The organism is uncultured Stenotrophomonas sp. (assembly GCF_963519125.1).
Lineage (GTDB): Bacteria > Pseudomonadota > Gammaproteobacteria > Xanthomonadales > Xanthomonadaceae > Stenotrophomonas.
This window is the reverse complement of record NZ_CAUQLJ010000004.1, coordinates 59,901-86,711: the sequence shown is the minus strand read 5'-3', so window position 1 is coordinate 86,711 and position 26,811 is coordinate 59,901. Positions and strand designations below refer to the sequence as shown.

General features: G+C 67.0%; 29 protein-coding genes and 1 tRNA gene. 18 read left to right on the top strand and 12 right to left on the bottom strand.

Annotated features, from left to right (window positions below):
• Window positions 1–152 precede the first annotated feature (152 nt).
• The 4 genes from dusA (at window position 153) to RYM47_RS04550 (ending at window position 3,931) form a co-directional block, all read left to right on the top strand.
• The gene (gene dusA, locus RYM47_RS04565; RefSeq protein WP_315386373.1) at window positions 153–1,166 is read left to right on the top strand and encodes a tRNA dihydrouridine(20/20a) synthase DusA; all 1,014 of its coding nucleotides are present in this window, start codon (window positions 153–155) and stop codon (window positions 1,164–1,166) included.
• 189 nt (window positions 1,167–1,355) lie between these two features.
• The gene (locus RYM47_RS04560; RefSeq protein WP_315386372.1) at window positions 1,356–1,724 is read left to right on the top strand and encodes a hypothetical protein; all 369 of its coding nucleotides are present in this window, start codon (window positions 1,356–1,358) and stop codon (window positions 1,722–1,724) included.
• A gap of 72 nt (window positions 1,725–1,796) precedes the next feature.
• The gene (locus RYM47_RS04555; protein WP_102947051.1) at window positions 1,797–2,483 is read left to right on the top strand and encodes a response regulator transcription factor; all 687 of its coding nucleotides are present in this window, start codon (window positions 1,797–1,799) and stop codon (window positions 2,481–2,483) included.
• A 23-nt stretch (window positions 2,484–2,506) separates the two neighbouring features.
• A complete protein-coding gene (locus tag RYM47_RS04550; RefSeq protein WP_070208480.1) occupies window positions 2,507–3,931 on the top strand; it encodes a sensor histidine kinase in 1,425 nt (474 codons plus the stop codon).
• Between the two features lie 8 nt (window positions 3,932–3,939).
• Here the strand turns inward: RYM47_RS04550 and RYM47_RS04545 are convergent, their stop codons facing one another.
• Both RYM47_RS04545 and RYM47_RS04540 read right to left on the bottom strand, forming a co-directional pair.
• The gene (locus tag RYM47_RS04545) at window positions 3,940–4,722 is read right to left on the bottom strand and encodes a zinc-dependent peptidase (RefSeq protein WP_315386371.1); all 783 of its coding nucleotides are present in this window, start codon (window positions 4,720–4,722) and stop codon (window positions 3,940–3,942) included.
• Entirely contained in the window at window positions 4,689–4,961 is a 273-nt protein-coding gene (locus RYM47_RS04540) for a hypothetical protein (protein WP_315386370.1), read from the bottom strand. Before RYM47_RS04540 ends, RYM47_RS04545 begins: the two co-directional genes overlap by 34 nt.
• A 136-nt stretch (window positions 4,962–5,097) precedes the next feature.
• Here RYM47_RS04540 and birA point away from each other — a divergent pair, with 136 nt between their 5' ends.
• The 4 genes from birA to RYM47_RS04520 all read left to right on the top strand — a co-directional run bounded on the left by birA (window position 5,098) and on the right by RYM47_RS04520 (window position 7,743).
• The gene (birA, locus tag RYM47_RS04535; protein ID WP_315386369.1) at window positions 5,098–6,063 is read left to right on the top strand and encodes a bifunctional biotin--[acetyl-CoA-carboxylase] ligase/biotin operon repressor BirA; all 966 of its coding nucleotides are present in this window, start codon (window positions 5,098–5,100) and stop codon (window positions 6,061–6,063) included.
• Complete coding sequence (locus tag RYM47_RS04530; RefSeq protein ID WP_315386368.1) at window positions 6,060–6,797, top strand: type III pantothenate kinase; 738 nt, start codon at window positions 6,060–6,062, stop codon at window positions 6,795–6,797. The genes birA and RYM47_RS04530 overlap by 4 nt, the downstream gene beginning before the upstream one ends.
• Window positions 6,798–6,806: 9 nt before the next feature.
• Window positions 6,807–7,628: an SPOR domain-containing protein gene (locus RYM47_RS04525; RefSeq protein WP_315386367.1), complete on the top strand. Its 822-nt coding sequence runs from the start codon at window positions 6,807–6,809 to the stop codon at window positions 7,626–7,628.
• A gap of 39 nt (window positions 7,629–7,667) precedes the next feature.
• Window positions 7,668–7,743 (top strand) — tRNA-Thr (locus tag RYM47_RS04520).
• On the opposite strand, the gene RYM47_RS04515 is transcribed toward RYM47_RS04520, so the two are convergent.
• From RYM47_RS04515 to RYM47_RS04500, 4 genes are all read right to left on the bottom strand, one after another.
• Complete coding sequence (locus RYM47_RS04515) at window positions 7,744–8,283, bottom strand: ATP/GTP-binding protein (protein ID WP_312326995.1); 540 nt, start codon at window positions 8,281–8,283, stop codon at window positions 7,744–7,746.
• The gene (locus RYM47_RS04510; RefSeq protein WP_315386366.1) at window positions 8,280–9,230 is read right to left on the bottom strand and encodes a hypothetical protein; all 951 of its coding nucleotides are present in this window, start codon (window positions 9,228–9,230) and stop codon (window positions 8,280–8,282) included. The genes RYM47_RS04515 and RYM47_RS04510 overlap by 4 nt, the downstream gene beginning before the upstream one ends.
• Window positions 9,231–9,285: 55 nt before the next feature.
• A complete protein-coding gene (locus RYM47_RS04505; protein WP_070208473.1) occupies window positions 9,286–9,645 on the bottom strand; it encodes a hypothetical protein in 360 nt (119 codons plus the stop codon).
• A gap of 76 nt (window positions 9,646–9,721) precedes the next feature.
• Window positions 9,722–10,174 (bottom strand): roadblock/LC7 domain-containing protein, encoded by a 453-nt coding sequence (locus RYM47_RS04500; protein WP_315386365.1) that lies wholly within the window; start codon window positions 10,172–10,174, stop codon window positions 9,722–9,724.
• Between the two features lie 309 nt (window positions 10,175–10,483).
• Between RYM47_RS04500 and rocF the strand changes: the two genes are divergently transcribed.
• The 3 genes from rocF (at window position 10,484) to RYM47_RS04485 (ending at window position 12,171) form a co-directional block, all read left to right on the top strand.
• Window positions 10,484–11,407 carry an arginase gene (gene rocF, locus RYM47_RS04495; protein ID WP_315386364.1) on the top strand — a complete coding sequence of 308 codons (924 nt, stop codon included), beginning with the start codon at window positions 10,484–10,486 and terminating at the stop codon, window positions 11,405–11,407.
• 199 nt (window positions 11,408–11,606) lie between these two features.
• On the top strand, window positions 11,607–11,744 hold the full coding sequence (locus RYM47_RS04490; protein WP_068848583.1) for an entericidin A/B family lipoprotein: 138 nt from the start codon (window positions 11,607–11,609) through the stop codon (window positions 11,742–11,744).
• Between the two features lie 205 nt (window positions 11,745–11,949).
• On the top strand, window positions 11,950–12,171 hold the full coding sequence (locus RYM47_RS04485; RefSeq protein ID WP_070208476.1) for a CsbD family protein: 222 nt from the start codon (window positions 11,950–11,952) through the stop codon (window positions 12,169–12,171).
• Window positions 12,172–12,267: 96 nt separating this feature from the next.
• Here the strand turns inward: RYM47_RS04485 and RYM47_RS04480 are convergent, their stop codons facing one another.
• Window positions 12,268–13,092, bottom strand: coding sequence for a hypothetical protein (locus RYM47_RS04480; RefSeq protein WP_315386363.1), 825 nt, complete (start codon window positions 13,090–13,092; stop codon window positions 12,268–12,270).
• Between the two features lie 109 nt (window positions 13,093–13,201).
• On the opposite strand from RYM47_RS04480, the gene RYM47_RS04475 reads away from it, so the two are divergent.
• The 4 genes from RYM47_RS04475 (at window position 13,202) to RYM47_RS04460 (ending at window position 17,586) form a co-directional block, all read left to right on the top strand.
• Window positions 13,202–14,500 carry a tryptophan--tRNA ligase gene (locus RYM47_RS04475; protein ID WP_315386362.1) on the top strand — a complete coding sequence of 433 codons (1,299 nt, stop codon included), beginning with the start codon at window positions 13,202–13,204 and terminating at the stop codon, window positions 14,498–14,500.
• A 26-nt stretch (window positions 14,501–14,526) separates the two neighbouring features.
• On the top strand, window positions 14,527–14,865 hold the full coding sequence (locus tag RYM47_RS04470; protein WP_315386361.1) for a hypothetical protein: 339 nt from the start codon (window positions 14,527–14,529) through the stop codon (window positions 14,863–14,865).
• A gap of 37 nt (window positions 14,866–14,902) precedes the next feature.
• The gene (locus tag RYM47_RS04465) at window positions 14,903–15,835 is read left to right on the top strand and encodes an MBL fold metallo-hydrolase (protein WP_315386360.1); all 933 of its coding nucleotides are present in this window, start codon (window positions 14,903–14,905) and stop codon (window positions 15,833–15,835) included.
• A gap of 98 nt (window positions 15,836–15,933) precedes the next feature.
• Complete coding sequence (locus RYM47_RS04460) at window positions 15,934–17,586, top strand: M28 family metallopeptidase (RefSeq protein WP_315386514.1); 1,653 nt, start codon at window positions 15,934–15,936, stop codon at window positions 17,584–17,586.
• Window positions 17,587–17,649: 63 nt separating this feature from the next.
• On the opposite strand, the gene RYM47_RS04455 is transcribed toward RYM47_RS04460, so the two are convergent.
• Window positions 17,650–18,984: an MFS transporter gene (locus RYM47_RS04455; RefSeq protein ID WP_315386359.1), complete on the bottom strand. Its 1,335-nt coding sequence runs from the start codon at window positions 18,982–18,984 to the stop codon at window positions 17,650–17,652.
• Between the two features lie 181 nt (window positions 18,985–19,165).
• Here RYM47_RS04455 and yedA point away from each other — a divergent pair, with 181 nt between their 5' ends.
• The 3 genes from yedA (at window position 19,166) to RYM47_RS04440 (ending at window position 22,047) form a co-directional block, all read left to right on the top strand.
• Window positions 19,166–20,068 carry a drug/metabolite exporter YedA gene (gene yedA / locus RYM47_RS04450; protein ID WP_315386358.1) on the top strand — a complete coding sequence of 301 codons (903 nt, stop codon included), beginning with the start codon at window positions 19,166–19,168 and terminating at the stop codon, window positions 20,066–20,068.
• A gap of 5 nt (window positions 20,069–20,073) precedes the next feature.
• A complete protein-coding gene (rarD, locus tag RYM47_RS04445) occupies window positions 20,074–20,979 on the top strand; it encodes an EamA family transporter RarD (protein ID WP_315386357.1) in 906 nt (301 codons plus the stop codon).
• Between the two features lie 213 nt (window positions 20,980–21,192).
• Window positions 21,193–22,047, top strand: coding sequence for a hypothetical protein (locus RYM47_RS04440; protein ID WP_315386356.1), 855 nt, complete (start codon window positions 21,193–21,195; stop codon window positions 22,045–22,047).
• A gap of 42 nt (window positions 22,048–22,089) precedes the next feature.
• Here the strand turns inward: RYM47_RS04440 and RYM47_RS04435 are convergent, their stop codons facing one another.
• The 4 genes from RYM47_RS04435 to RYM47_RS04420 all read right to left on the bottom strand — a co-directional run bounded on the left by RYM47_RS04435 (window position 22,090) and on the right by RYM47_RS04420 (window position 26,656).
• Window positions 22,090–23,412, bottom strand: a complete 1,323-nt coding sequence (locus RYM47_RS04435; protein WP_315386355.1) for an ABC transporter permease — start codon at window positions 23,410–23,412, stop codon at window positions 22,090–22,092.
• Window positions 23,413–23,425: 13 nt separating this feature from the next.
• On the bottom strand, window positions 23,426–24,583 hold the full coding sequence (locus RYM47_RS04430; RefSeq protein ID WP_197616236.1) for an ABC transporter permease: 1,158 nt from the start codon (window positions 24,581–24,583) through the stop codon (window positions 23,426–23,428).
• 14 nt (window positions 24,584–24,597) lie between these two features.
• Complete coding sequence (locus RYM47_RS04425; RefSeq protein ID WP_315386354.1) at window positions 24,598–25,287, bottom strand: ABC transporter ATP-binding protein; 690 nt, start codon at window positions 25,285–25,287, stop codon at window positions 24,598–24,600.
• 121 nt (window positions 25,288–25,408) lie between these two features.
• Entirely contained in the window at window positions 25,409–26,656 is a 1,248-nt protein-coding gene (locus RYM47_RS04420) for an efflux RND transporter periplasmic adaptor subunit (RefSeq protein WP_315386353.1), read from the bottom strand.
• Window positions 26,657–26,811 lie beyond the last annotated feature (155 nt).

The following is a 26,811-nucleotide window of genomic DNA, read 5'->3' as shown; positions in this document are numbered from 1 at the left end:
TAGATTGCCCGTCTTTGACTGGACACTCCAACGCTGAGTTCGACGGTCGCTGCTTCTGGGGTCTTCCGCGCCATTCCCGGCCCGGTTCAGGCCTCCGGTGTAAACTATTGATCGCGCTGGCAAACCCAGCGATCCCACCCGATCAAACGCCCATGACCCTGCCTGCCGCCCCCGCAGACCGCTACGCCGCTTCCCTGCGCCTATCCGTTGCTCCAATGATGGATTGGACGGACCGCCATTGCCGCGTGTTCCACCGGATCCTGGCCCCGGGCGCGCGTCTGTACACGGAAATGGTCCACGCCAACGCCGTGATCCACGGCGACCGCGAGCGCCTGCTCGGCTACGACGGCAGCGAGCACCCGCTCGCGCTGCAGCTCGGCGGCAGCGCCCCGGCCTTGCTTGCGCAGGCGGCGGAAATCGCACAGGACTGGGGCTACGACGAGGTCAATCTCAACTGTGGCTGTCCCTCCGACCGGGTCCAGGCCGGCCGTTTCGGTGCCTGCCTGATGCGCGAACCCGCCTTGGTCGCCGAGTGCGTGGCGGCCATGGTCCAGGCGGTCAATATCCCGGTCACGGTGAAATGCCGCTTGGGCGTGGATGAAGACAACGACTACGAAACCTTCGTGAACTTCGTCGATCAGTCCGCCAACGCCGGTAGCGCGATGTTCATCGTGCACGCCCGCAACGCGTGGCTGAAGGGCCTGTCTCCGAAGGAAAACCGCGAAGTGCCGCCGCTGCGTTACGACTGGGCACACCGGCTCAAGGCCGACCGCCCGAACCTGCAGATCGTGCTCAATGGCGGCCTGGCCACGGTGGAAGCCTCCCAGGCCCAGCTGCCGGCGCTGGACGGCGTGATGCTGGGCCGCGCGGCCTACCACGACCCCTACGTGCTGCATCAGCTGGAGGCGGCGCAGACCGGCACCGCCCTGCAGCCGCGCGAGGCGCTGCTGCGCGCCATGCGCCCCTACATCGAGGCCCAGCTCGAGCGCGGCATGGCCCTCAAGCACATCACCCGCCACCTGCTGGGCCTGTTCCATGGGCAGCCGGGCGGCCGCGCATTCCGCCAGGTGCTCAGCGAGGGCGCACACCGCCCGGGCGCCGATTGGGCCCTGATCGAGCAGGCGCTCACCATCACCCGCGACCAGGCCGAACGCGTCGCGGCTTGACACCGCACAGCAAGACCCGGCAAGGTTCACTTAGATGAACGAAGCGAGGCGGGGGTCGGAAAAGTTCAGACCGGATTCACTGCGTAAAACCAAGAATTTGCAAAAGATTCGTAAAGCGCCGGCCCAGGCCGACGGTTGCCGATTCACAACTTTTGAACGTTTTGACGCGCTCCGCTAGGATCAGACCCGATGTTCTCCGTGACCCGCCACCGCCGAATTGCCGTTGCCGCCGTGCTGGCGACCTGTGCCGTTGCTGCCATTGGCAGCGCGGGCGCGCAGGCCCCGCAGCCGGATCCGGCCCGCGGCGAGATGGTACGGGCGTCTCGTGGTGCCCCGCAGGAGCGGTCCCTGTCCGACGCGGTGCGTCGGGTCCAGCGCACCACCGGCGGTCACATCCTGGGCGCCGAGCGGGTGCCCTTCGATGGGCGGGACATCAACCGGGTGAAATACATGGATGACCGGGGCCGGGTCCGCTACATGGACGACCCTGCCCAGCCGCGTTCACAGCCCCGCACGCCGCGTTCGGATATGTCATCACTACGCGGCGATAACCCCTGAACGGGGATAGTTGTCCGCAGTCATCTGTTAGCCACTGGCCCCAGGCCACACCCAGGACACTAGGGAGAGTTCATGCGTATCCTTCTGGTCGAAGACGAAGCCCCGCTGCGGGAAACCCTTGCAGCCCGGCTCAAGCGCGAAGGCTTTGCCGTCGATGCCGCACAGGACGGTGAGGAAGGTCTGTACATGGGCCGCGAAGTGCCGTTCGACGTAGGCATCATCGATCTGGGCCTGCCCAAGATGTCGGGCATGGAACTGATCAAGGCGCTGCGCGACGAGGGCAAGAAGTTCCCGGTGCTGATCCTTACCGCCCGCTCGAGCTGGCAGGACAAGGTCGAAGGGCTCAAGCAGGGCGCCGACGATTACCTCGTCAAGCCGTTCCACGTCGAAGAGCTGCTGGCACGCGTCAACGCGCTGCTGCGCCGCGCTGCCGGCTGGAGCAAGCCCACCCTCGAATGCGGTCCGGTCGCGCTGGATCTTGCCGCGCAGACCGTCAGCGTTGCAGGCAGCAACGTGGACCTCACCAGCTACGAGTACAAGGTGCTCGAATACCTGATGATGCATGCCGGTGAACTGGTCTCCAAGGCCGACCTCACCGAACACATCTACCAGCAGGATTTCGACCGCGACTCGAACGTGCTGGAGGTGTTCATCGGCCGCCTGCGCAAGAAGCTGGACCCGGACGGCGAGCTCAAGCCGATCGAAACCGTGCGTGGTCGCGGCTACCGTTTCGCGATTCCGCGCAATCACGAGGGCTGAGCCGCTAGTGCGGTGACGGGATGATGTCAGGCCGTCTGTGGTTCTTTAAACGCTGGCGGCCGCGCTCCCTTCAGGCGCGCCAGCTGCTGGCCGCCAGTGTGAGCCTGATCGCCTTCCTGGCGATCGCCGGCTACGCGCTGGACGCGGCATTCGCCGACACCGCGCGCGCGAACCTGCGCGAGCGGTTGAAGAACTACGCCACCGCGTATGCGGCCGGCATCGACTTCACCCGCGACCGCTCGCTGTATATCCGCGAGCAGCCGCCGGATCCACGCTTCGACGTGCCCGGCAGCGGGCTGTACCTGCAGGTGGTGATGCCGGACGGCAAGGGCAACTCGATGTCCGCCGAAGGTCCGATGCTGCCCACCGTGGGCGGTGGGCTGCTGGCCCCGCGCCAGGAAGTATTCGAAGGCCCACTGCCGATGATCCAGATCGACGGCAGCCAGGGCTCGGTGTACCGCTACGGCCTGGGACTGGTGTGGGATGCCGACGCCGACCCTGCCACTGAATTCCCGTACACCATCTACGTGATGGAAGACTCGCGCGCGCTCGGTGCGCAGCTGCGCGTGTTCCGTGGCCGTGTGTGGTTCTGGATGGGCGGCGCCGGCCTGATCCTGCTGCTGCTGCAGACGGTGATCCTGCAGTGGAGCCTGCGCCCGATGCGACGCGTGATCACCGAGTTGACCAAGGTCCAGCGCGGCGAAACCGAGCGCATGAGCGAACGCCACCCGCGCGAGCTGGAACCGCTCACCGACAGCATCAATGCCTTCATCGAGAGTGAGCGCGAGAACCTTGAGCGCCAGCGCAACACCCTGGCCGACCTGGCGCACAGCCTGAAAACCCCGCTGGCGGTGCTGCGCACGCAGCTGGACAGCGGTGCCCAGGACCAGGACCTGCGCGAAGAGTTCGACGTGCAGCTGCGGCGCATGAACAACCTGGTGGGCTACCAGTTGGCGCGCGCGGCCTCGTCCGGCCACAAGCTGTTCTCGGCGCCGCTGCCGATCGAATCCAACGCCGAGGAAATCGTGCGTGGGCTGGAGAAGGTGTACGCCTCCAAGGGCGTGCTGTGCGAGTTCGACATCGACGAGGCGGCGCGCTTCCACGGTGAGCCGGGTGATCTGCAGGAACTGCTGGGCAACCTGCTGGAGAACGCCTTCAAGTGGGCCAACCGTCGCGTGCTGCTTACCGCCAAGCCGCTTACCGAGCGTGGCGTGCGCCGCGCCGGGTTGCTGCTCTCGGTGGATGACGACGGCCCGGGCATCGCGCCGGAAGACATCGCCAAGGTGCTGCAGCGTGGCGTGCGCGGCGACGAACGCGTGCAGGGCCACGGCATCGGCCTGTCGATCGTGCAGGACCTGATCAAGGACTATCGCGGCGAACTGCAGGTGAAGCGTTCGCCCGAGCTGGGTGGCGCGCGGTTTGAAGTGAAGCTGCCGCCCGGCCCCTGATCAGGGGCTCAGAAGGAAGGCGGCGCCCCGTAGAACCTGCGCAGATGCGCAGCCACCACCGGCATTTCCTGCTCCAGCAGGTCCGGCGCGGAAAAGTGGTACTCGGTCGCCACCGTGAAGAACTCATCGGGCGCTTCGGCCGCATACGGATCGATCACCGTCTCCTGCCCGTCATCCACCTGCGCGCACAGCGCATCGAATGCCTGCTGGAAATCGGCCGCCCACTGCTTCTGCCATTCGCGCGGCAACGGCGGGGTGCCATCGAGCACGCCGTCCAGCACATCGATCCGATGGGCCATTTCATGCACCACCACGCAGGCGCCTTCATGCGGGTGCTTCAGCTCGGCCTGCACGTCGTGCCAGGACAGCAGCAGCGGCCCGTTGTGCGAGACCTGGCCGATCGCCTCTTCCTCCCATTCGTGCAGCACCCCGTCTTCGTCCATCTCGCTCTGCGGCACGATGAAGCCTTCGGGGTAGACCAGCACCTGCGACCAGCCGCGCAGCCCCACTTCGCCCAGTTCCAGCAACGGCAGACAGCACAGGGCGGCGATCAGCACTGCATCGTCATCGCCCAGGTGCAGCCCGCCGATGGGCGTTATGGTCTTGTCGTGCAGGAACGCGGCGGCCAGTTCGCGCAGGCGCTGCTGGCGATCAGGCGGCAAGCCTCGCAGCCACGCGCTGCGCTGGCAGGTGCGCTGCCAGGACGTTTCGGGAATCGGACGCGGTGAAGACCGCAGCCAGCGCAACAACGACTGGATCAGCGGAACATGCCCGGCAGGAAGCTGTGCCATTTCGGTGCACGCAGGCGCGGCAGCACGTCATCGTCGCCGCCACCGCCGGTGCTGATCGGTGCGGCCGCGCTGGGTTTGACCGTGGCCGGCGCCGGAGTTGCGGGTGCCGAAGCCGGGGCCGGACGCTCGCTTTCCGCTGCCGAATACACGCAACCGCCCCGGCCCGAGCTGGCCAGCGCATCGGACGCGTGCGCGGCAAGGGGAGCCAACAGCAGGATCAGGCAATGGGCGTGGCGCATCGTCAAATTCCGTGAAGGGGCTGAAACGGTCAATCTTCGATTCTAGCCCGATTCACGGCCTCGATTGGAAGCCCCCGGAAAAGCGCGTCCGGTCGCTTTCCCGCATACTTTTCCCCATCAACCGATGGAAGCTGCCGTGGACGACCGCCAACTGCTGGCCAAACTGGGCGCCGGGCGACTGTCCGGCGACGCGCTGGCGCGCGAGCTGGGTCAGACCCGCGCTGCCATTTGGAAGCGGATTCAAGGACTTAGAGCGGCCGGCATCGAAGTGGATGGGCGTGCTGGCGACGGCTACCAGCTGCAGCAGCGGCTGGACCTGCTGGACGCGGCCGCCATCCTGAATACGCTGGGCCCCGCGCAGCAGGGCGCTTTGGAAAGCCTGGACGTGTCCTGGACGGTTGGGTCGACCAACACAGAATTGTTGCGGTGCAGCGCGCCCGAGCGCGGCGCGCGGGTGCTGCTGGCCGAGCGCCAGACCGGCGGCCGCGGCCGTCGCGGGCGGGCGTGGGCCTCGCCGCTGGCAGCCCATGTGTATCTATCGGTGCTGCGCGGTTTTGCTGGCGGCCTGTCGCGGCTGGGCGGCCTGAGCCTGGTCGCCGGCGTGGCGGTGGCCGAGGCGCTGCGCGCGCACGGCGTGGCCAACGTGGGCCTGAAGTGGCCCAACGACATCGTGGTCGACGGCCACAAGCTCGGGGGCCTGCTGGTGGAGGGCGGTGGCGAATTCGCCGGTCCGGCACGCGCGGTGATCGGGCTGGGCATCAATGTGCGGATGCCGGCCGCGTTCGCAGCGGAAATCACCCAGCCGTGGACCGACCTGGCCACGTTGCTCGGCGACGAGGTGAGCCGCAATGACGTCGTGGCGTGGCTGCTGACCGCACTGTTGCCGGCGCTGGATGCATTCGAGCGCGACGGCCTTGCGCCGTTCCTGCCGCGTTACGCTGCGCTGGACAGTCTCGCCGGACGCAAGGTGCGGGTGGACGACGGCGGCGTGCTGCATGAAGGACAGGCACTGGGGCTGGCCGACGATGGCGCGTTGCGGGTGCGCATCGACGGCAACGAACGGGTGTTCCATGCAGGGGAAGTCAGCGTGAGGGCGCAATGAGCGACTGGTTGTTCGACCTGGGGAATTCGCGGTTCAAGTTCGCACCGTTGCAGGGCAACCGCGCCGGCGACGTGCAGGCGTGGCCGCACGGGGCCGAAGCGATGCCTGCCGATGCGCTGGCGCTGCTGCCCAGCGGCGACACTGCACATGTGGCCAGCGTGGCCGCCGCGTCGCTCACGGCCAGCATGCTCGAGGTGCTGCGCGCACGCTTCAGGCAAGTACTGGTAGCGCGCACCGAGGCCAGTTGCGCCGGCGTACGCATCGCCTACGCGGATCCTGCGAAGTTCGGCGTCGATCGGTACCTGGCGCTGATCGCCGCGGCCGAACGCGGCCAGGCCGTGTTGGTGGCCGGGGTCGGCACCGCGCTCACCATCGACCTGCTCGACGCCGACGGCCAGCACCATGGCGGGCGCATCGCGGCCTCGCCCACCACCATGCGCGAAGCGCTGCATGCGCGTGCGGTGCAGCTGCCTGCACAGGGCGGCGTCTACAGCGAATTCGCCAACGACACGGCCGATGCGCTGGCGTCGGGCTGCGATGGCGCCGCCGTGGCGCTGATCGAACGCAGCCGCATGCAGGCGGCTACCACGCTGGGCGTGCTGCCGACGCTGCTGGTGCATGGCGGCGGCGCACCGGCGTTGCTGCCGTTGCTGGGCGACGCGCAGTTCCAACCGGCGCTGGTGCTGGATGGTCTCGCGCGCTGGGCGGTGCATCAGCCGCCGGCGGCGCGGTAGGATCGCCAAATGCTTACCCGTGCCCTGATCGTCGTACTGGCCATCCTCAACGTAGGCGTCGCGCTGTGGTGGATGCTGCGCGGCGATCCCGCGCCAGCGCCGCCTGCCACCCCGCCCACCGGCGTGGCCCAGCTGCAGCTGCTCGACACGCCGAAGGCGCCCGCACCGGCAACGACGCCGGTCGCCGCAGGCGCGCCCCTGGCTGACACTACCCCCGAAGTAGCGCCGGGCTCTGCCCGGCCGCCTGCATCGCCCGCACCCGCGCCCGCTGCGGCACAAACTGCCGCCGTGGCGTCTGCTCCCACGACCGCCCCGGCTGCGCCCGCAACCGCGCCTGCACCGTCGGCCCCGGCGCCCGCCCCCGGCCCGCTCCAATGCATCAGCCTCGGCCCGTTTGCCGATCGCGACACCGCCATGGCTGCCCAGTCCAAGGCCGGCGCCCTGGTCCAGCGCTCCCGCCTGCGTGAGACGGCCAAGCCCGGCGCCAGCAGCACCTACCGGGTGATGATGCCGGCCGCCGCCAGCCGCGAAGAGGCGCAGGCCACGGTCAAGCGCATCGCCGCCGCCGGTATCAGCGATTACTACATCATGGCCCAGGGCGAAGACGCCAACGCCATCGCGCTGGGCCAGTACCGCAACCGTGAAGGCGCCGAACGCCGCCTCGCCGCCCTGAGCGCGGCCGGCTTCAGCGCCCGTCTGGTGGGCGGCAGCGAAGGCAGCGCGCAATGGTGGGTCGACGCGGCCCTGGCCGACCAGGCCACCCCCAGCGCCGCGCGTCAGCGCAGCGGCGCCGCCCAGCAACGCTCGCTGGAATGCGCAGGCTTGCGCTAGAATCGCCCTCCGCGCCGGCCACGCCGCCGCGATGCCTTTGCCGGCATAGCTCAGTTGGTAGAGCAACCGCCTTGTAAGCGGTAGGTCCCCAGTTCGAATCCGGGTGTCGGCACCATCAATTCGTTTCCGCGTACCGATACGACAGCAGTGACTTCACCAGGAACGTCACCTGCGTGGCCGAGCGCGCGTCTACGCGCATGACCGGCAGCCGGTGCCCGGCGTCGAACAGTGCATTGCGGAATTCGGGAATGAGCAGGGCGGGGTGTTCGTCGGTGCGGGTCACGCCCACCGCCAGGCTGGCGTCCGGCGCGATGCGCGAGAACTCCTGCAGCAGCTCCACCGTGGAAGCCACCGGGTCGGGATGACCGGCGCTGACCAGCACGATCACGCCGAGCGCGCCTTCGCAGACCATCGGCCACATGAAGTCCAGGTAGCGCTGGCCGGGTACGCCGTACACGTGCAGCAGTTCGCCGTCGTCCAGTTCGATCGAGCTGTAGTCGAGTGCGACCGTGGTTTCCACCTTGTCGCCCATGGCGTCTTCGCTCATCGGCATTTCAGTGCTGACCGGCTCCACGTCGGAGATGGCGCGCACCGCCGTGGTCTTGCCGGCACCCATGCTGCCGACGAACACCAGCTTGTTGGCGGGAAGGCTCATGCCGAATTCCCCTGGAACAGGTTCAGCCCGAAGCGGCGCGCCACCCACGAGAAGAAGCGCGAATCGCCAGCATCACGGCGGCGGGGAGGAGGGGTCACGGCAGGCTCCTGGTTCAGTGCGAGGCCACTGGCAACAGCAGCGCAGAAGAGGGATTGCACCGTGTGGCGCGGGATCTGGCAAGCGGCGGCGAGCGCGTTGGCCTGCCAGGGACGTGCGTGCAGGCAGGCGATGGCGAGCAGCCAGGTGCTGGGCACATCCTCAGGGTTGAGGTCAGGCCATTGGCGCAGCTTGAGCGGCGTGTGCTCGGCCACCTGCGGCAGCAGCTCGGGACGGTGCCGCGCGATGCAGAAGTACAGCGCTTCGAACGAATGGCGCTGCGGCAACCGGTAGGCGTACTGATGCTGGAAGGTGTCGGCGTCGAGGGGGCTGGCCGACCATGCCACGTCGTCCAGCTGCGTGACTACGTCCGACAGCGTGGTGGAAGGCGCCAGCGCAATGCTGCGCGTTGCGGTATCCACCAGCACGGTGATGCCGCCGCGTTGCAGCAGGTGCAATGCCGCCCCGCCGGAAGCCGCCAGTTGCAGCAGCAACGGCACACCCTGCACCGGACGCTCCACACTGGGCGCGGCCAGCAGCAGGCTGGAAAGCTGTTCGTTGATGGCGCGCACGGTGGCACCGTGCGGCAGCCGGCCGGGCGCCGGGTCGGCAAAGCGGCGTGCGATGGAGAGCACCGGGACGTTCGCCGCGTGCGCTTCGCTGAGCGCGCGCGCCGAATCGGCATGGTCAAGGCCGATCACCAGCAGATCGCAGCTGTCGCCGGACCACGGCTGCAGCACCACCTCCATGCGCTCGGCGAGCAGCATCGAACTGGCCAGCTTCAGGCGGGTCTGGTGCAGCACGTCCAGCCCGACGGCGGCAATGCGGAAGGAACGGGTGGGGGTATTCATGGGGGTGGGGCGCGGAACGGATGCAACGGCCGCAGCGCGGCCGTTGCAGCGTCGATCAGCTGAAGTCCAGGGTCTTTTCGAAGGCCTTCAGTTCGTGGCGCGACATGGCCAGGTTGGCCTTGCTGCGATCCATCACCACGTACAGGAACAGCAGCGGGTTGCTTTCCAGCGGACGGATCAGGTGGTACTGCGTGGTCAGTGTGATCAGCAGGTCTTCCAGCGTGTCCGACAGGCCCAGCGATTCGGCCACGCGGCGCTTGGCACGCACCACTTCGGTGTTGCCGGCGGCGGCCAGTTCCAGGTTGATGTTGCCGCCGCCGACCATGGCCAGGGCCATGCCGCTGTCGCCGTCGACCAGTGCGGCGCCGACGAAGCCGGCGAGCGAATTGAGCTTTTCCAGATTGAGATTGGGCACGTAAATCCTTTTTACTTCAGGCAGTGGGAGGGGCAGGCCAAGGCCTGCCGGAAGGGCACAACGAAATCGGAAGGGCTCACGCCGCGCGGTCGCGCAGCACGGCATCCAGGCGGTTCGCGCACTCGCGCGCATGGAACAGCAGCACTGCCATGTTGACCTCGTGGCTGGCCACGGCGGTCAGGGTCAGTGGCTTGTCGGAGGCAATGCGGATCAGCACCACGTTGCCCAGCTTGGTGCAGATGGTGGCGTAGTCGGCATCGCTCAGGGCCAGCTCGCGCGACACCGTCTCGCCCAGGGTCAGGAACGAATTGGCCATCGCCGCCAGGCGGCGACCGTCCACGCCCAGCGTGGAATCCTCGGCCACGGCGCGGCCATCGGCGGTGGACAGCATCAGCAGGCTCAGGCCGCGCTCGCGTTCGCGCGACTGCTGGAACACCTGTTCGATGGCGGCAACGTCATACAACTGCCGGGCCGACTGGCTCTCGCCACTGGCATTGCGGACGATCTGGTGGATGCTGCTGCGCTGCACGTACTGCCCCCTGAGACAAAACGAAACACGGACCAACCCATTGCGGATTAGTCAATCAGTACTGCGAAGAAGTGTGAAATGTAGCACGTAAATTTCGCCAGAATGGGTAACGTAAGATGAACCGACGTCTTCTTGCTTATCTGTCAAACCATTGACACATAAGGCTTTCCAGCCGGGTCGGGAAGCGACGAGGGCGGTCAGCGAGCGCCCTCCCTGGTCACCGGTGTGGCTGGTACTGCTGCGTCGCCGCGAGTGTGTTGAGGGCAGGATCACTAGACTGATGGGATTTTCCGTGTGCGTGGAGTCAGCATGAGCAAGCGTCAACCTGCGGTGTCCCTGATCGGCGTGCCGACCGATATCGGCGCCGGCCACCGGGGCGCCAGCATGGGCCCGGAAGCCCTGCGCATCGCCGGCCTGGTCGAGGCGCTGGAGGCGCGTGGCGTGGACGTGCGCGACTGCGGCGACCTGGTGGGCCCGCGCAATCCGTGGACCTCGCCCGTCGAGGGCTACCGCCATCTGGACGAAGTGGTGGAGTGGAACCGCGTGCTGATGGACGCCACCTACGCCGAACTGCAGGCCGGCCGGCTGCCGATCATGCTCGGCGGCGACCACTGCCTGGGCATCGGCTCGATCACCGCTGTCGCCCGCTGGTGCCGCGAACAGGGTCGCAACCTGCGCGTGCTGTGGCTGGATGCGCATTCGGACTTCAATACCAGCGAGGTCACGCCGTCGGGCAATGTGCACGGCATGCCGGTGGCCTGCCTGTGCGGCTTGGGCCCGGACGCGCTGACCCGGCTGGGCGGCGACGCCCCGGCGATCTCCCCGCAGCAGGTGCGCCAGATCGGCATCCGCTCGGTGGACCAGGAAGAGAAGCGCCTGATCAAGCAGCACAAGGTCGACGTCTACGACATGCGCTACATCGACGAAGTCGGCATGAAGCGTGCGGTGGAAGCGGCACTGGAAGGCGTGGACGAGAACACCCACCTGCATGTGAGCTTCGACGTGGATTTCCTCGACCCCAGCATCGCCCCGGGCGTGGGCACCACGGTGCCGGGCGGGGTGAACTACCGCGAGGCGCAGCTGGTGATGGAAATGATTGCAGACACCGGGCGCATGGGTTCGCTGGACATTGTCGAACTCAATCCCGTGCTGGACGACCACAACGCTACCGGCGTGCTGGCGGTGGACCTGGTGGAAAGCCTGTTCGGTAAGTCCACCCTGATGCGCGACTGAGCCTTCAGCGCGGTTTCCGGCGCGTGGCTGAACGGCCCGCGCCCGCGTTCACATCGATTGCACGCGCCAGACCCCAGATTGCACATCACGCGGCGGCCGTGCCGGGACGTACTCGAACCGGCGGCGATGTCACCGCGATCTGGCAGAGGCAGGTGGGGCCGGAATTCGGTAGTGACGTTGAACTAATCAGGAGAACCCTATGAAGCGTGTTATTGCACTGATGCTGTTGTCGATGGTTTCGCTGGCCATGCTGTCGGGCTGCAACACCGTTGCCGGTGCCGGCAAGGATGTGCAGAAGGCCGGGCAGTCGGTTGAAGACGCTGCCAAGGGCAACTGATCCAGCGATGCACGCCGGCCCTGCGCTGGCATGCACCGAAGAATGGCCGGGAATTTCCCGGCCATTTTTTTGTTCGCAATCCGTCCTGTTTCAGCCATTCAATGAAGTGAGCGTGCGTTTCATCCGCGCTTGACCGCCTGAAAACACGCGTTATTGCATCCTGTTCCTGCGGCGACATTGCCGTTGCACTACAGGACGCGAACCCATGAACAAAGACATCATTTCCGGCAAGTGGACGCAGCTGAAGGGTAAGGCGCAGGCAAAGTGGGGCGACCTGACCGACGACGATTTCAAGGTGGCCGAAGGCAATGCCGAATACCTGGCGGGCCGCCTGCAGGAGCGCTATGGCTGGGCGCGCGATCGCGCCGAAAGCGAGGTCAAGGACTTCGAAGCCTCCATGCGCAAGGATTACCCGGATTTCCACTGACCCGCAGTGCGGGCCAGCGCGGTACAGCACCGCGACGAGGGTATGAAACCGGAACGGCCGCATCGCGGCCCGTTTTTTTGCGGGTATCTGTCCGGCTCAGCGCCAGCCGTATGCGGGCGGGTCCGGCACGAAACCATCCGGAAATGCCTGCGGGCCGCGCTCGCCGCCGCGGTAGCGGGCCGGAATGACACCCCGTGCCACCAGGTTGCGCTCGCTGTCATAGCGCAGGTCCACGCGCTGCGCCGGCAGGCGGCTGGCGCGCTCGAAGGTGGTGCTGCCCGAATACGACGCTTCGCGCTGGCCGTGGCCGGTGCCCAACGCGGGCGCGGGGGCAGCGGCCACCGAACCACTGGCCCGCGCAGACGGCATGGCGCTGTCGGCGGCAGCCTCGGCCGATGCCTGCGCCTGCACGCGGCTTTTCTCGCGCGCTACCGGCGGCGCACGCGGGGTGGGCGGTATCCAGCGCTGCGCTTCATTGAACACCGCAATGCCGATCACGCCGATGTTGTCCGGGCGACCGGTGCGGTCGGCGTAGCTGTTGCCGGGGTCGGTGAACACGAACTGCGCCACCTCGCGCTGCGACTTGCGCCAGCCGGTGATGTCCGCGCTCTGCCACGGCTCCAGCACGTAGCCGGTCTGGTCGGGCGAGGCCACTTGGCCGTTGATGACATTGAGGCCGTCCACCGACAGCACTACCAGCACCCGCTCCGGGCTGTTGTTGCGCAGGCGCACCGCATACGGGGTGCCCTGGCTGCCGGCTACCCAGCGCTGGCCGCGGTGCTGCCAGGTGGGCAGTTCGCGCTGCTGGTCGCGATCGACCAGGCTCAGGGTGACCGGGCCGGCGTCGGCACGGGGCGGAACGGCGGGTTTGAAGCCACACAGGGCCAGCACGGCAAGCAGGGGCAGGGTCAGGCGTTTCATGGCAGTGGCCTTCGCGGTTGGGTATGACCTTCAACGCGCCGGGCCGGCCAACGGGGTTGCGCGCGGGCAGGTAAACTGGGGGCGTTCAACTGCCTGTAATGATTCCCACATGACCACCCGCGTTCTTACCGGTATCACCCCCTCCGGCACCCCCCACCTGGGCAACTATGTCGGGGCCATCCGCCCGGCCATTGCCGCCAGCGCCGCTTCGGACATCGAGAGCTTCTTCTTCCTGGCCGACCTGCACAGCCTGATCAAGGCGCAGGAGCCGGAGCGGACCCAGCGCTCGACCCTGGAGATCGCCGCCAGCTGGCTGGCGTGCGGGCTGGACCCGGACAAGGTCTGGTTCTACCGGCAGAGCGACATCCCCGAAACCACCGAACTGATGTGGTTCCTGACCGCCATCGCCAGCAAGGGCATCCTCAACCGTGCCCACGCCTACAAGGCGGCGGTGGACAAGAACCGCGAGGAACAGCTGGATGAGGACGCCGGCATCAGCGCCGGTCTGTTCATGTATCCGGTGCTGATGGCCGCCGACATCCTGATCTTCAAGGCGAACAAGGTGCCGGTGGGTCGCGACCAGATCCAGCACATCGAAATGGCGCGCGACTTCGCACAGCGCTTCAACCACGTGTACGGCAAGGAGTATTTCCCTTTGCCGGACGTGGTGATCGACGAGCAGGTGGCCACCCTGGCCGGCCTGGACGGACGCAAGATGAGCAAGAGCTACCACAACACCATTCCGCTGTTCGCCCCGCGCGCGGAACTGAAGAAGCTGGTGTTCTCCATCCTGACCGACTCGCGCGCGCCCGGCGAGGCCAAGAGCACCGAAGGCTCGGCGCTGTTCCAGATGTACCAGGCCTTCGCCAGCCCGGCGCAGACCGCGGCGTTCGCACAGGCCTTCGCTGACGGCATCAGCTGGGGCGACGCCAAGCAGCAGCTGTTCGAGCGTATCGATGCCGAGCTGACGCCGCTGCGTGAGCGCTACGACGCGCTGATGGCCGAGCCGGAAAAGATCGAAGCGCTGCTGCGCCGTCGCGGCCAGCAGCTGCGCGAGCAGTACGCCATTCCGCTGCTGAAGGAACTGCGCCACGCCGTGGGCCTGCGCGACCTCTCCAGCGCCGGCAGCATCGCCGCCGAAGACGGCGGCGTGGCGCGCGCTGCGCCGCCGCTGTTCAAGCAGTACCGCGAAAAGGACGGCCGCTTCTACTTCAAGCTGCAGGCCGGCGACGGCACCCTGCTGATCCAGAGCGAAGCCTTCGATTCCCCGCGCGACGCCGGCCAGCTGATCGGCGTGCTGAAGCAGGCCGAGCAGGGCGACCAGCTGCAGAGCGAGCTGTTCAAGCTGGAAGCGGAAGTGGACAGGGTGCTGGCCGCGCTGAAGGAGTTGCGCGAGCAGGCAGCCTGATGCGGTAACTCTTCAAGGAGAGCACGATGGCCTGGTTGTCGTTGGTGTTGTTCCTGCCCTGGTTCATCCTGCTGGGCACGTTGTACTGGATGTTCCCCCGCCAGCCGCGCGACACCGCGCGGCGCCTGTTCGACGGTGCCGCGTTGGTGCTGGCTTTCGTGCTCAGCATCCTGGCCATGCTCTGGGGCCACCATATCGGCGTGGTGCAGAGCGACGCCGGCCCGATCTGGCGCCAGGTGCTGGCGGTGCTGTACGCCTACGGTGCGTTCCTGGCGGTGATGGTGGCCGCGCTGCTGCTGCGCGGTGGCTGGCTGGCCCAGCGTGCTACCAAAGCCGCATCGAAACCGCCCGCAGGTTCGCCCTAGACTGGGCAGGCATACCGTTTCTGCCAGGGATGAGCCGATGTACGTGGACCCCAGCATCTTCACCATCGACACCGCGTTCCAGCGCAACGACTTCGACGCCGCGTACCTGATCGTCGAACACGGCCGCGCCGCGTTCATCGACTGCGGTACCGGCCTGGCCGTACCGGCCATGCTCGCCGCGCTGGTACGTGCGGGCTGCGCCCCCGAGCAGGTGGACTGGCTGGTGCTTACCCACGTGCACCTGGACCATGCCGGCGGCGCCGGCCTGCTCATGCAGCAGCTGCCCAACGCCACGCTGGTGGTGCACCCACGTGGCGCACCGCACATGATCGATCCCACCCGCTTGGTCGCCGGCGCCACCGAAGTCTACGGCGCCGAGGAAATCGCGCGCAGCTATGGCCCGGTGCTGCCTGTACCGGCAGCGCGCATCGTGATCGCCGAGGACGGCCACCGCGTCGACCTGGCCGGACGCAACCTGCTGTGCCTGGACACGCCCGGGCATGCGCGCCACCACCTGTGCGTATGGGACGAACGCAGCCGCAGCCTGTTCACCGGCGACACCTTCGGCCTGTCCTACCGCGGGCTGGACAGCGCGCGCGGCGCTTTCATCGTCCCCACTTCCTCGCCGGTACAGTTCGACCCCGAACCGCTCAAGCAGTCGATTGCACGGCTGCTCGCGTTGCAGCCGCAGGCGGTGTACCTCACCCACTACGGCCGCGTGGAGGGAATTCCCGCGCTGGCCGCCGACCTGCTCGAGCAGATCGATGCGATGGTGGAGATCGGGCGCCAGTGCGACGAACGCCCCGACCGCCATCGTTGCCTAGTCGCCGCGCTCACCGCGCTGTACCAGGAGCGCGCGCAGGCGCACGGGTGCCCGCTCGATGACACGGCCGTGGCGCAGGTGCTGGCAATGGATATCGAGCTCAACGCACAGGGCCTGGCCTGTTGGCTGGACCGCGACCGGCGCTGAGCGTGTCCATGCGGTGAGCAGAGGGTGTGCACGGTAACTGAAGTGTCACGTTACACTTTGGCATTCCGTTCTTTTTTCTGGTGTCTGCCGTGAATCCGATGCGCATGCTGCTGTTGTCGTCCTGTCTGTTCGTCGGCGGGCTGGCCCACGCGGCCAATGACCTGCCGGGCGGCGGCATCGACCCGGAAGCGCTGTCGCGGCACGTGCGGATCCTGGCCTCGGACGAATTCGAAGGGCGCGCCCCGGCGTCGGCCGGCGAAGAGCGCACCGTGCAGTACCTGATCGAGGAGTTCCGCAAATCCGGCCTGCAGCCGGGTGGCCCGGACGGCAGCTGGGTGCAGCCGGTGCCGATGGTGCGCGCCTCGGTCGATGGCCCGGTACGCGCGCAGCTGCGCCAGAAGGGCGCCGCCCGCACGCTGGAAAACGGCGTGGACGTGACCCTGCAGAGCCTGCGCCCGCAGGCGTCGGTGGACATCAAAGATGCACCGCTGGTGTTCGTCGGCTACGGCATCGACGCGCCCGAGCGCCAGTGGGATGACTACAAGGGCGTGGACCTGCACGGCAAGATCGCGGTGATGCTGATCAACGACGCCGATTTCGAGGCCGAGCGCCCCGGTGCTTTCGACGGCAAGGCGGTTACCTACTACGGCCGCTGGACCTACAAGTTCGAGGAAGCGGCGCGGCGTGGCGCGCAGGGCGTGCTGATCGTGCATGAAACTGCCCCGGCGGCGTACGGCTGGGCCACCGTGAAGAGCTCCGGCACCTCGCCGCTGTTCGACATCGAGCGCACCCCGGAGCAGGCGCTGGCCCTGCACGTGCCGGTGCGTGGCTGGATGCAGCGCTCGGTGGCCGAGCAGGTGTTCCGCGACGCCGGGCTGGATTTCGAAGCCGAGAAGCGCAAGGCCATGACTCCGGGCTTCCAGCCGGTGGTACTGGGCGACGCCGCGCTGTCGGCGCAGTTCAAGCTCAAGCGCGAGCAGGTGGTCACCCGCAACGTGGTGGCCAAACTGCCGGGCGGCGCGCACGCCGACGAGACCGTGATCTTCTCCGCGCACTGGGACGCGTTCGGTATCGGCCAGCCCGACGCCAAGGGCGACCGGATCCGCCGCGGCGCGATCGACAACGCCACCGGCGTAGCCACCGTGCTGGAGCTGGGCCGCGTGTTCGCAGCCGGCCCGCAGCCGCAGCGCACGCTGTACTTCGTGGCGCTGACCGCCGAAGAGAAGGGCCTGCTGGGCGCCAATTACTACGCCGCGCACCCGCTGGCGCCGCTGGACAAGACCGCCGCAGTGATCAACATCGAGATGTTCAGCCCGGACGGCGCCACGCGAGACATCGCCTCGTGGGGCAAGGGTCGGGTCTCGCTGGAAGGCGACCTGGAGCGCGTGGCCAAGGCCCGTGGCCGCAGCTACAGCCCGGATCCGAACCTCGAAGCCGGCTTCTTCTACCGCGCCGACCACTTCGCCTTCGCCCGCCTGGGCGTGCCGGCGATCACCATCGGCCCGGGCCTGGACAAGCTGGACGGTGGCGTCGATGCCGGCAAGGCACTGCGCGAGAAGTACTTCGCCGACTGCTACCACCAGGCCTGCGACGCCTGGACCCCCAGCTGGGATCCGGCCGGGCACGCCGCCGACACCCTGCTGGTCTACGACCTGGGCGCCGAGCTGGCCAACAGCCGCCGCTGGCCACACTGGGAAGAGGGCTCGGAGTTCCGCAAGACCCGCGAACAATCCGAAGCCGCCCGCCGGTAACGGAACGCGAAACAAAAAAAAGCCGGGGCATGCCCCGGCTTTTTTCATGAGTCCGATCCGGATTTATTTCTTGGTGCCATCCAGATAGTTCGGCCCCTTGTTCTTCAGGAAGAACACATACACCACCAGCGACACCGCGATGATCGCCGTGACGTAGATGGCGAAGTCGCCCACCCGGTCGGTCTTCAGCGCGCCCTGGTACAGCAGCGGCGCGGTACCACCGAACAGTGAGTTGGCCATCGCGTAGCCGAAGCCCACGCCCAGCGCACGCACGTGGGTCGGGAACAGCTCGGCCTTCACCACCGCGTTGATCGAGGTATAGCCGGTCAGGATCACGAAGCCAAGGGCCAGGGTCAGGAACGCCCACAGCGGGTCGTGCTGGTTCGGCAGCTGGGTGATCAGGTACCAGCTGTACAGCACGCCGCCCACGCCGAAGAACACCAGCAGGCTCTTGCGACCCACGATGTCCGACAGCCAGCCGCCAATCGGCTGCAGCACCATCAGGAAGGTCAGCACGCCCAGGTTGATCAGCGTCCCGGTCATCACGTCGGTACCGGCAAACGCGGTCTGGATCATCTTCGGGCCGTTCACCGAGTAGGTGTAGAAGGCCACGGTGCCGCCGGCGGTGATCAGGAAGCACAGCAGCAGCGGACGCCACTGGTGCACGAACAGCTCGTACATCGAGCCCGACGCCTTGGCGCGGCCTTCGCGCGCGGCTTCGATGGAGTCTTCGGTCAGCGACTCGTCCATCGTGCGACGCAGCCAGAACACCACGATGGCGGCCAGGCCACCAATGCCGAACGCGATGCGCCAGCCCCAGGCCGAGATTTCCGGCTTGTCCCAGAACAGCAGCATGGTGAACAGGGTCAGCTGGGCCAGCACATGGCCACCGACCAGGGTGACGTAGTGGAACGAGGACAGGAAGCCGCGACGGCCCGGGATGGCCGCCTCGGACATGTAGGTGGCGCTGGTGCCGTACTCGCCACCGGTGGCGAAGCCCTGCAGCAGGCGCGCGAACAGCAGGATCAACGCAGCCCAGCCACCAATGGTGGCGGCGGTGGGGGTCAGCGCGATCAGGAACGAACAGGCGGCCATCATGGTCACCGACACGGTCAGCGCCAGTCGGCGGCCGTAGCGGTCGGCGAAGCGGCCGAAGTACCAGGCGCCGATCGGGCGCATCAGGAAGGTGGCGGCGAAGATCGCCCACACATAGATGGTGGAGTTCTTGTCGGCGGCCGAGAAGAACTGGGATTCGAAGTAGACCGCGAACACCGAGTAGACGTAGACGTCGTACCACTCGACCAGATTGCCGGCCGAGCCCTTCAGGGTGTTGGAGATCGAACGTTTCAGCGCGGCCTTGTCATCGGCGGGCGCGGAAAGGGTAGGGGAGATGCTCATGCTGGAAAACGGTCCTCACGATGGAGCGGTGGTTCTAGGCAGTTTTTACCTTACCCCACGTGCATGACCGGTGGGCATTGCACCATGTAACTAGTCCGGGCACGACAGCGTGCCACCAGAAGGCATGCCGCGCCTGCAGCAAAGGCCTAGAATCCCCTCTCCCCCCGCCCGCTGGTCCCGTATGGCCGCCACCCCCGCACCCCCGCAGGCCGCTCCCCGCAGCGGCCTGGTCGTCCTGGCCCTGCTGCTGGTGTACGTGGTCTGGGGGTCCACCTACCTGGGCATCCGCTTCGCCCTGGAGGGCGGCGCGCTGCCGTTGACGACAGTCTCCGGAGCGCGTTTCATCGTGGCGGGCAGCCTGATGTACGCCGTGCTGCGCTGGCGCGGCCTGCCCGCGCCAACCCGCAGGCAGTGGCGCAACCTGGTGATCATGGGCCTGACCATGCTGGTGCTGGGCAACGGCATGGTGGTGCTGGCCGAGCGCACCGTCTCCTCCGGCCTGGCTGCCACTGCGGTGGCGTCGGTACCGCTGTGGATGGCCCTGTTCGGTGCCATGCGCGGCCAGCACGCGACCCGCGGCGAGTGGCTGGGCATCGCCATCGGTTTCCTCGGCGTGGTCTGGCTGAATGCGGGCAGCAGCCTCACCGCCTCACCGCAGGGCCTGATCCTGCTGCTGATCGCCCCGATCGGCTGGGCATTCGGCTCGGTCTGGGCGCGCGGCCTGGACCTGCCCAGCCCGTTCATGACCGCCGCCGGACAGATGCTGTGCGGCGGCGTGATGCTGGTCGCCCTCGGCCTGGCCACCGGCGAGCGCCCCACCACGTGGCCCAGCATGAATGGGCTGCTGGCAGTGGCCTACCTGTGCATGTTCGGCTCCATCGTGGCCTTCACCGCCTACGTGTGGCTGCTGCAGAACGTGCGCCCGGCGCTGGCTGCCAGCTACGCCTACGTCAATCCGGTGATCGCGGTGCTGCTGGGTGCGCTGATCGGCCATGAGCACTTCGGCCCGCGCGACCTGCTGGCCATGGGCGTGATCCTGGCCGGCGTGCTGGTGCTGACCCTCGCCCGGACCCGCCGCAAGTGAGCGCAGTGGAAAGGACGCTCCTGCAGGAACAGCGCCGTGGCCTGGCGATTACTGCCTTCACCTTTACCCTGTGGGGGTTGGTGCCGGTGTACTGGCACCTGCTCAAGGCGGTGCCTTCGCAGCAGATCATTGCCCACCGCATCATCTGGAGCACCGTGCTGGTGGTGGCCTGGTTGCTGATCAGCAACGGCACCGGCTGGTGGAAGCAGATCGCCGCGCAGCCGCGCGCGCTGCCGACGCTGGCGCTGAGCAGCCTGGCCATCGCCTTCAACTGGGGCCTGTACATCTGGGCGATCAACGCCGGGCACGTGATCGAAACCAGCCTGGGCTACTTCATCAACCCGCTGGTCAGCGTCGTGCTCGGCGTGGTGGTGCTGAAAGAGCGCCTGCGCGGCCTGCAGTGGCTGGCCGTGGCCTGCGCCGCACTCGGCGTGGCCTGGCTGACCATCGATGCCGGCACCCCGCCGTGGATCGCGCTGGGGCTGGCCTGCTCGTTCGGCCTGTATGGCCTGTTGCGCAAGATGATCTCGGTGGACCCGGTCGCCGGGCTCGGCATCGAAAGCCTGTACCTGTTCCTGCCGGCCATCGGCTTTGCCCTGTGGAGCGAAGCCGGCCACGGCGGCGGCTTCTTCGGCGGCTGGGGCTGGCGCAACGACCTGCTGCTGATCCTGGGCGGCGCCGTCACTGCCCTGCCGCTGATCGGCTTTGCCTATGGCGTGAAGCGCATTCCGCTCTCGCTGGTCGGCATCCTGCAGTACATCGCCCCCAGCCTGGGCCTGCTGCTGGGCGTGTTCTTCTTCCGTGAACCATTCGACAGCGCCAAGGCGATTGGTTTTGCTGCGATCTGGCTGGGGCTGTTGCTGTTCGTCTCCGACAGCGTGTACCGCTCGCGGGCGCCGGTCCGGGGATGATCCTGCACTAACGTTTCCACCGTAATTGACCGCTTTCGAACTGTCGCCGGAAGCGACATCACATGACGCGTTCAAAATCTGATGGCTCTACCGTGTGCATGATTCCGGATGATGCATCCGAAGCGTCGGGTTTCGCCTCATTCCGATATGCACCCCTTCCTCCCGCTGCTGAACTGCCTGTACCCGCGTGTGCGGGCAATCAGGGAGCAGATGATGAAGAAGTTGTGGTGGTTGCTGCTGGTCGCGCTGCCGTATCCGGCAGTAGCGTCAGTCGAAGACCCTGTTGCACACCCGTGCTACATGTGCACGGATGATGAGATGTACGCGAAGGCCCGCTCGCTCGGTGTCGGCTCGCACTATGTCTACCAGGCTGCAAGCCAGACCAACATCCAGGGGTTCCATGTCACCAACGAAGGGGGCCGGTTGGTGGCAACGCACTTCGTGCCGGCGCCCTGGATTCGATCGCAGTACAACACGTTCATGAAAATGTACAAGGCGACGCGAGGTGAATTCGTCGATGAGTGGAGCACGGTGTCCCTGCAGCCGCCGGGGTCGCCGCATGTAATGAAGGAACAGGTGCAGAGCGACACTATCCTGTGGGGGCACCATGTCGGCGACCTCCACCCGCAGCGCATGGAGGCGCGGGAAACCGTCAGGCGCATGCTGGAGCGATCATTCCGGTTCGACTTTCTCAGGGCCGACACCGAACATGGCCGCATCCTGCGTTTCGAGTCGCAGTCTCACGGCTCGTCGCCATTGATTGCGCGCCTGAACATTCTTACTTCCGTGCTCGGCTACGTCGAGTTCTACTTCGACTACGACACCCGCCGATGGGAATACCTGCGCTCGGCGGATTGGAATTTGTGGATCCAGGAAAAGGCGGATGATTTCCTGTGGCCCGACGGGTCTACGCGGAGGAACGTCTATCGGCGAGAGCTGATGCCCTACTTCCTGCAGCGGGCGGAATGGGCCGGGGTGCAGGTGAGCGGGACGCCGCTATTCGGCACGCCCGAAGTGTCGTACGTGTGCGCGCGCAACACTGGCAAGATCCAGTGCTTTGCCGAATGAGCAGCCAACCGTGCCCCGACAGGGGCACGGTTGTTCCGTGCGTCAGGTTTCCCGCAACGCCGTAGTAATCGGCAACCGCGCCGCGCGCAGCGCCGGGAACAGCCCGCCCACCAGCCCGATCCCCAGCGCCCACTTCAAGCCGCTCCACAGCAGCTCGGGTGAGACCTTGAACTGGAACACCACCTGGCTGAAGTTGCTGCCGATGGTGGAGACGCTGTAGCCGTTGAAGATGGCCCAGGCCACCAGGCCGCCCAACAGGCCACCGATCAGCGCCAGCAGCATGGTCTCCAGCATGATCGCGGTGACCACCGGCACGCCGCGGAAGCCGATGGCGCGCATCGTGGCAATCTCACGCGCACGGGTGGCGACCGCCGCGTACATGGTGTTGAGCGCACCGAACACCGCACCCACCGCCATGATCGCGCCGATTACCGTGCCCAGCACCTTGATCAGCGTGTTCAGGCCACCGCCCTGCTTGGCGTAGTACGCCTTGGTGGTTTCCACGTCCAGCTTCAGGCGCGGGTCGGCCGCAACGCCGGCCTTGAACTGCTTGAAGCCCGCTTCACCGTCGGTACGCACCGTGATCGACTGCCAGGCGCTGCGCTGGTAGGTGTTGGCCAGGGTTTCGGCGTCCGTCCACAGCTCCGAATCGTGCGCGTCACCGGAGTTGAACACCCCGACCACCTCCCACTGCTGGTTGCCCAGGGTGAGCGACTTGCCCACCTCCAGCCCACGGAACTGACCCTGCGCACCCTTGCCGACCACGATCTCGCGCAGGCCGGGATTGAAGCGTCGGCCTTCGGTGATCTTGACCTTGTCGTGCACCGCCCAGGCCATCTCGCCGACACCACGGAACTGCGCGTTGACGTCGGTGCCGTCGCCCTTGGAGACCAGGTTCACCACCTGCGACAGCTCCGGGGAGATCATCGGCTTGCCCTGCGCGTCCTTGGCCACGCCCGGCACCGTGGACAGCAGCGGCACCTGGTCGCGGGTGATCACCGAGTTGGTTTCCGCCTGCGAACCGCCGCGCAGCACGATCGCGGTGCTCTCATCGCCGGTGCTGTTGAGGGTGGCCTGGAAGCCCTGGCCCATCGCCAGCATCGCCACCAGCACCCCGACCACGCCGGCAATGCCCACCACCACCACCGAGGACGCGCCCCAGCGCTGCGGCAGGCTGGCCACGCCGATGCGGGTGGCGGCCAGTGCCAACCGTCCGCCGCGGGTCAGCAGCAGCCACAGCGCCACCAGCACTGCGACGGCCAGCACACCAACCCACGGCAGGCTGATCCACAGTACCAGCCCGATCACCAGCAGCAGCACCGTGAGCGCGTTGCCGGACCACTTCTTGAGTTTGCTCTTGAACATGTCGGTGTCCTCCTCAGCGGCCGGCCAGTGCGTCGACGATCTTCAGGCGCTTGGCACGCAGCGCCGGCAGCAGGCCGACGATGATGCCGATCACCACGATCAGGCCCAGCCCCATCAGCCAGGTCGGCGTCGGTACGTGCGGCGGCAGCATGCCCATGCTCTTCGGGCCGATCGCCGGCAGGATCAGCGCGGCCAGGCCCATGCCGATCAGGCCGCCCAGGCCGATCAGCAGCACCGACTCCACCATCACCAGGGTCAGCACGGTGCTGTCCTTGAAGCCCAGTGTCTTCAGCGTGGCCAGTTCCGGCACGCGCTCGCGCACTGCCTGGGCCATGGTGTTGCCGGTCAACAGCAGCAGGGTGAAGAACACCGCGCCCATGATCGAGGTGACGATCATGCCGATGTCTGCGAACTGCTTGACGAAGGCCTGCTGGAACGCCGATTCGGTCTGGGTCTTGGTCTCGTGGTCGGAGTTGGCCGAGATCGCATCGATCGCCTGCGCCACTCGTGAGGACTGGTCAGGGTTGTCCAGCGTCACCGTGTACCAGCTCACCTGGTTCTTGATGTAGTCGTTGGATTCGTCGAAGTACTTCCAGTTCATCATCAACTGGCGTTCTTCGTTGGCCGCCAGAGCACGGTCCTTGGAACGGTAGATGCCCTTCAGTTCCAGCGGCCAGTCGTTGCTGCCGCCGCGCGGGAAGATCGTGGCCTGCAGCGGGATGGTGTCACCGATCTTCCAGCCGAACTGTTTGGCCAGGGTTTCGCCTACGATGGCGCCGGTGCGGGTCTGCTTCCAGTCTTCCAGCTGCGCCGGGTCGATCTGCAGTTCGCGGTAGACATCGAAGTAGTTGGGCGACACCGAGAAGTTCGGGAAGAAGTTCTTCGGGTCCTGGTAGATGCCGCCGAACCACATGCCATAGGCCACGTCGCGCACACCGGCCACCTGGCGGATCTGGGTTTCAAGGCGGATCGGCAGTGACTGGGTGATCGACAGCCGCGAGGCCACCACCAGGCGGTTGGCGCCTTCCACGCTGCCGCCGGACGAGAACGCCACGCGCACCGAGTCGAGCATGCCGAACAGCAGGAATGCGGCCACCACCGACAGCAGGGTCAGCAGGGTGCGCGTGCGGCTGCGGAACAGCTGCGCCCACACCAACGAGAAGTATTTCATCGCTGTGGCCTCCGTCAGTGGGCCAGCGGCGCGTCGGCCAGCTCGCCCTTGTCCAGGTGCACCGTGTGGGTGGCGTACTCGGCAGCCTTCGGGTCATGGGTGACCATGATGATGGTCTTGCCGTGTTCGCGGTTGAGCTGCTGCAGCAGGCCGAGGATCTCCTCGGCGGACTGGCGGTCGAGGTCGCCGGTCGGTTCGTCGCAGATCAGGAAGGTCGGGTCGGAGACGATCGCGCGGGCGATCGCCACGCGCTGCTGCTGGCCGCCCGAAAGCTCGTTGGGGCGGTGGCTGCGGCGGTCGGCCAGGCCGACCAGGGTCAGCGCGATTTCGGCATTGCGCTTGCGCTGCGCCGCACCCAGGTGGGTCAGCAGCAGCGGCAGTTCGACGTTCTTCTGCGCGGTGAGCATCGGCATCAGGTTGTAGAACTGGAACACGAAGCCGACATGGTGGCTGCGCCAGGTAGACAGCTGGCCGCCGGACATGCGGTCGATGCGCTCGCCTTCGATCTCGATCTCGCCGCCGCTGGGTGTGTCCAGCCCGCCGATCAGGTTGAGCAGGGTGGTCTTGCCCGAGCCGGAGGGGCCCATCAGCGCGACGAAGTCGCCCTTCTGGATATCCAGGTCGATGCCATGCAGGACCTGCACCTTCTCAGGGCCGCGCTGGTAGGTCTTGGTGATGTTGCGGAGCGAAACCAGGGTGGACATGGGTGGTTCTCCGTAAATCGATGAAAAGGAAAAAGATCGCGGGCAGCCGCCCACGCGCGCGCCGGGACGGCACGGGAATCGCACTAGCTCGGCTCGCGACCGGGTCGCGGCACCGCCCTGCTTATTGCGGTTGCTTTTCCACTACGGCACTGCCGTCGCGCAGTTCCGGGGGTGGGTTGTTGACCACCTGCTCGCCGGCGCTCAGGCCGGCGGTGACCTGGCGGTCGTTGTTGAGGGCCACGCCTACCGTGACCGGCACCTGCTGCACGCGCTTGTCGTCGCCGACCACGAAGGCCACGGTCTTCTGGTCGCGCTCGACCAGCGCCGAGGCCGGTACGCGCACGCCCTTGGGGGCCGCCGCCTGGGCCGGCGCGGCCGCTTCCAGGAAGCTCACCCGCACGCCCATTTCCGGCACGATGCGCGGGTCTTTCACCTTCAAGGCGATGCGCACCTTGACCGTGGCCTTGCCGCGGTCGGCGGTGGGAATGATGGCGATCACCTCGGCCGGGATCTTCCATTCCGGGTAGGCGTTGAGGGTGGCTTTCACCGGCATCTTCGGCTGCACGCGGCCGATGAAGGCCTCGCCCACTTCAACTTCGATCTCAAGCGAGTCCATGTCGACGATGGTGCCGATGCCGGTGCGGGTGAAGCCGCCACCGGCCGACAGCGGCGAGACGATCTCGCCCGGCTGCGCGGCCTTGGCGGTGACCACGCCGGAAAACGGCGCGCGCACGATGTTGTTGTCCACACCGAGGTCGGCGATGGCCAGCGCGTCACCGGCCACGCGGGTGTTGCGTTCGGCGGTCTTGAGCTGGGCACGCAGGCTGTCGCGCTGGGCCATGGCGAGGTCGTACTGCGAGCGCGAAACCAGTTGCTGGCCGACCAGCTTCTGCAGGCGTCCGGCTTCGGCGTCGGCCTGCGCCACCTGCGCCTTCAACCCGGCCAGCTGGCTGCGCGCGGCTTCCAGCTGCGAGGCCGAGAGGCTGCGTTGGGCGTTGGCGTCGATCGGGTCGAGGGTGGCCATGACCTGGCCTTCTTCCACCCGCATGCCTTCTTCGATCATCACCTCGCGGACCTTGCCGGTGATCTTGGCCGAGACCGTGGCCATGCGCCGGGCCACCACGTAGCCGCTGGCGTCGAGTACCGAGCTGCTGGCAGTGCCCTGCTGGATCGCCACCACCGGTACGGTGCTGACCTCGATCGGGCGTTCGCGGCCGAACAGGAACCAGGCGATACCGCCCAGCACCAGCAGCGCGACGACGGCCAGTCCGATCCACAGGCCACGGCGGGGCGAACCCGACGGCGGCGGCGCCGAGGCATTGTTGCGGTCGATGCGGAGTTCCTTGAGCAGTTCAGCGGATGCGTTCATCGTGAGTCTGGACGTGGAATCGGGCCGAGTGTGACCGCAACCATCGTTACGGGCAAACCGGCGGGGTGCCGGGTGGGGCACAGGATGCCCGCCGGGCAAGGGCAGCGGGCAGTGACAGCTGTCACATGCTTGAGGTGATCAGCGGTACTGGCCGG

Excerpts from the sequence above, each read along its gene's own strand:
- RYM47_RS04425 (WP_315386354.1), bottom strand. The coding sequence starts at position 25,287 with ATGTCCACCCTGGTTTCGCTCCGCAACATCACCAAGACCTACCAGCGC.
- RYM47_RS04485 (WP_070208476.1), top strand. The coding sequence starts at position 11,950 with ATGAACAAAGACATCATTTCCGGCAAGTGGACGCAGCTGAAGGGTAAG.
- yedA (WP_315386358.1), top strand. The coding sequence starts at position 19,166 with ATGGCCGCCACCCCCGCACCCCCGCAGGCCGCTCCCCGCAGCGGCCTG.
- RYM47_RS04480 (WP_315386363.1), bottom strand. The coding sequence starts at position 13,092 with ATGAAACGCCTGACCCTGCCCCTGCTTGCCGTGCTGGCCCTGTGTGGC.
- RYM47_RS04530 (WP_315386368.1), top strand. The coding sequence starts at position 6,060 with ATGAGCGACTGGTTGTTCGACCTGGGGAATTCGCGGTTCAAGTTCGCA.
- RYM47_RS04515 (WP_312326995.1), bottom strand. The coding sequence starts at position 8,283 with ATGAGCCTTCCCGCCAACAAGCTGGTGTTCGTCGGCAGCATGGGTGCC.
- RYM47_RS04430 (WP_197616236.1), bottom strand. The coding sequence starts at position 24,583 with ATGAAATACTTCTCGTTGGTGTGGGCGCAGCTGTTCCGCAGCCGCACG.
- RYM47_RS04460 (WP_315386514.1), top strand. The coding sequence starts at position 15,934 with ATGCGCATGCTGCTGTTGTCGTCCTGTCTGTTCGTCGGCGGGCTGGCC.
- RYM47_RS04510 (WP_315386366.1), bottom strand. The coding sequence starts at position 9,230 with ATGAATACCCCCACCCGTTCCTTCCGCATTGCCGCCGTCGGGCTGGAC.
- RYM47_RS04545 (WP_315386371.1), bottom strand. The coding sequence starts at position 4,722 with ATGGCACAGCTTCCTGCCGGGCATGTTCCGCTGATCCAGTCGTTGTTG.
- RYM47_RS04440 (WP_315386356.1), top strand. The coding sequence starts at position 21,193 with ATGAAGAAGTTGTGGTGGTTGCTGCTGGTCGCGCTGCCGTATCCGGCA.
- RYM47_RS04420 (WP_315386353.1), bottom strand. The coding sequence starts at position 26,656 with ATGAACGCATCCGCTGAACTGCTCAAGGAACTCCGCATCGACCGCAAC.
- RYM47_RS04470 (WP_315386361.1), top strand. The coding sequence starts at position 14,527 with ATGGCCTGGTTGTCGTTGGTGTTGTTCCTGCCCTGGTTCATCCTGCTG.
- RYM47_RS04455 (WP_315386359.1), bottom strand. The coding sequence starts at position 18,984 with ATGAGCATCTCCCCTACCCTTTCCGCGCCCGCCGATGACAAGGCCGCG.
- RYM47_RS04540 (WP_315386370.1), bottom strand. The coding sequence starts at position 4,961 with ATGCGCCACGCCCATTGCCTGATCCTGCTGTTGGCTCCCCTTGCCGCG.
- RYM47_RS04550 (WP_070208480.1), top strand. The coding sequence starts at position 2,507 with ATGTCAGGCCGTCTGTGGTTCTTTAAACGCTGGCGGCCGCGCTCCCTT.
- RYM47_RS04560 (WP_315386372.1), top strand. The coding sequence starts at position 1,356 with ATGTTCTCCGTGACCCGCCACCGCCGAATTGCCGTTGCCGCCGTGCTG.
- RYM47_RS04475 (WP_315386362.1), top strand. The coding sequence starts at position 13,202 with ATGACCACCCGCGTTCTTACCGGTATCACCCCCTCCGGCACCCCCCAC.
- rocF (WP_315386364.1), top strand. The coding sequence starts at position 10,484 with ATGAGCAAGCGTCAACCTGCGGTGTCCCTGATCGGCGTGCCGACCGAT.
- RYM47_RS04555 (WP_102947051.1), top strand. The coding sequence starts at position 1,797 with ATGCGTATCCTTCTGGTCGAAGACGAAGCCCCGCTGCGGGAAACCCTT.
- RYM47_RS04490 (WP_068848583.1), top strand. The coding sequence starts at position 11,607 with ATGAAGCGTGTTATTGCACTGATGCTGTTGTCGATGGTTTCGCTGGCC.
- RYM47_RS04465 (WP_315386360.1), top strand. The coding sequence starts at position 14,903 with ATGTACGTGGACCCCAGCATCTTCACCATCGACACCGCGTTCCAGCGC.
- RYM47_RS04525 (WP_315386367.1), top strand. The coding sequence starts at position 6,807 with ATGCTTACCCGTGCCCTGATCGTCGTACTGGCCATCCTCAACGTAGGC.
- dusA (WP_315386373.1), top strand. The coding sequence starts at position 153 with ATGACCCTGCCTGCCGCCCCCGCAGACCGCTACGCCGCTTCCCTGCGC.
- RYM47_RS04435 (WP_315386355.1), bottom strand. The coding sequence starts at position 23,412 with ATGTTCAAGAGCAAACTCAAGAAGTGGTCCGGCAACGCGCTCACGGTG.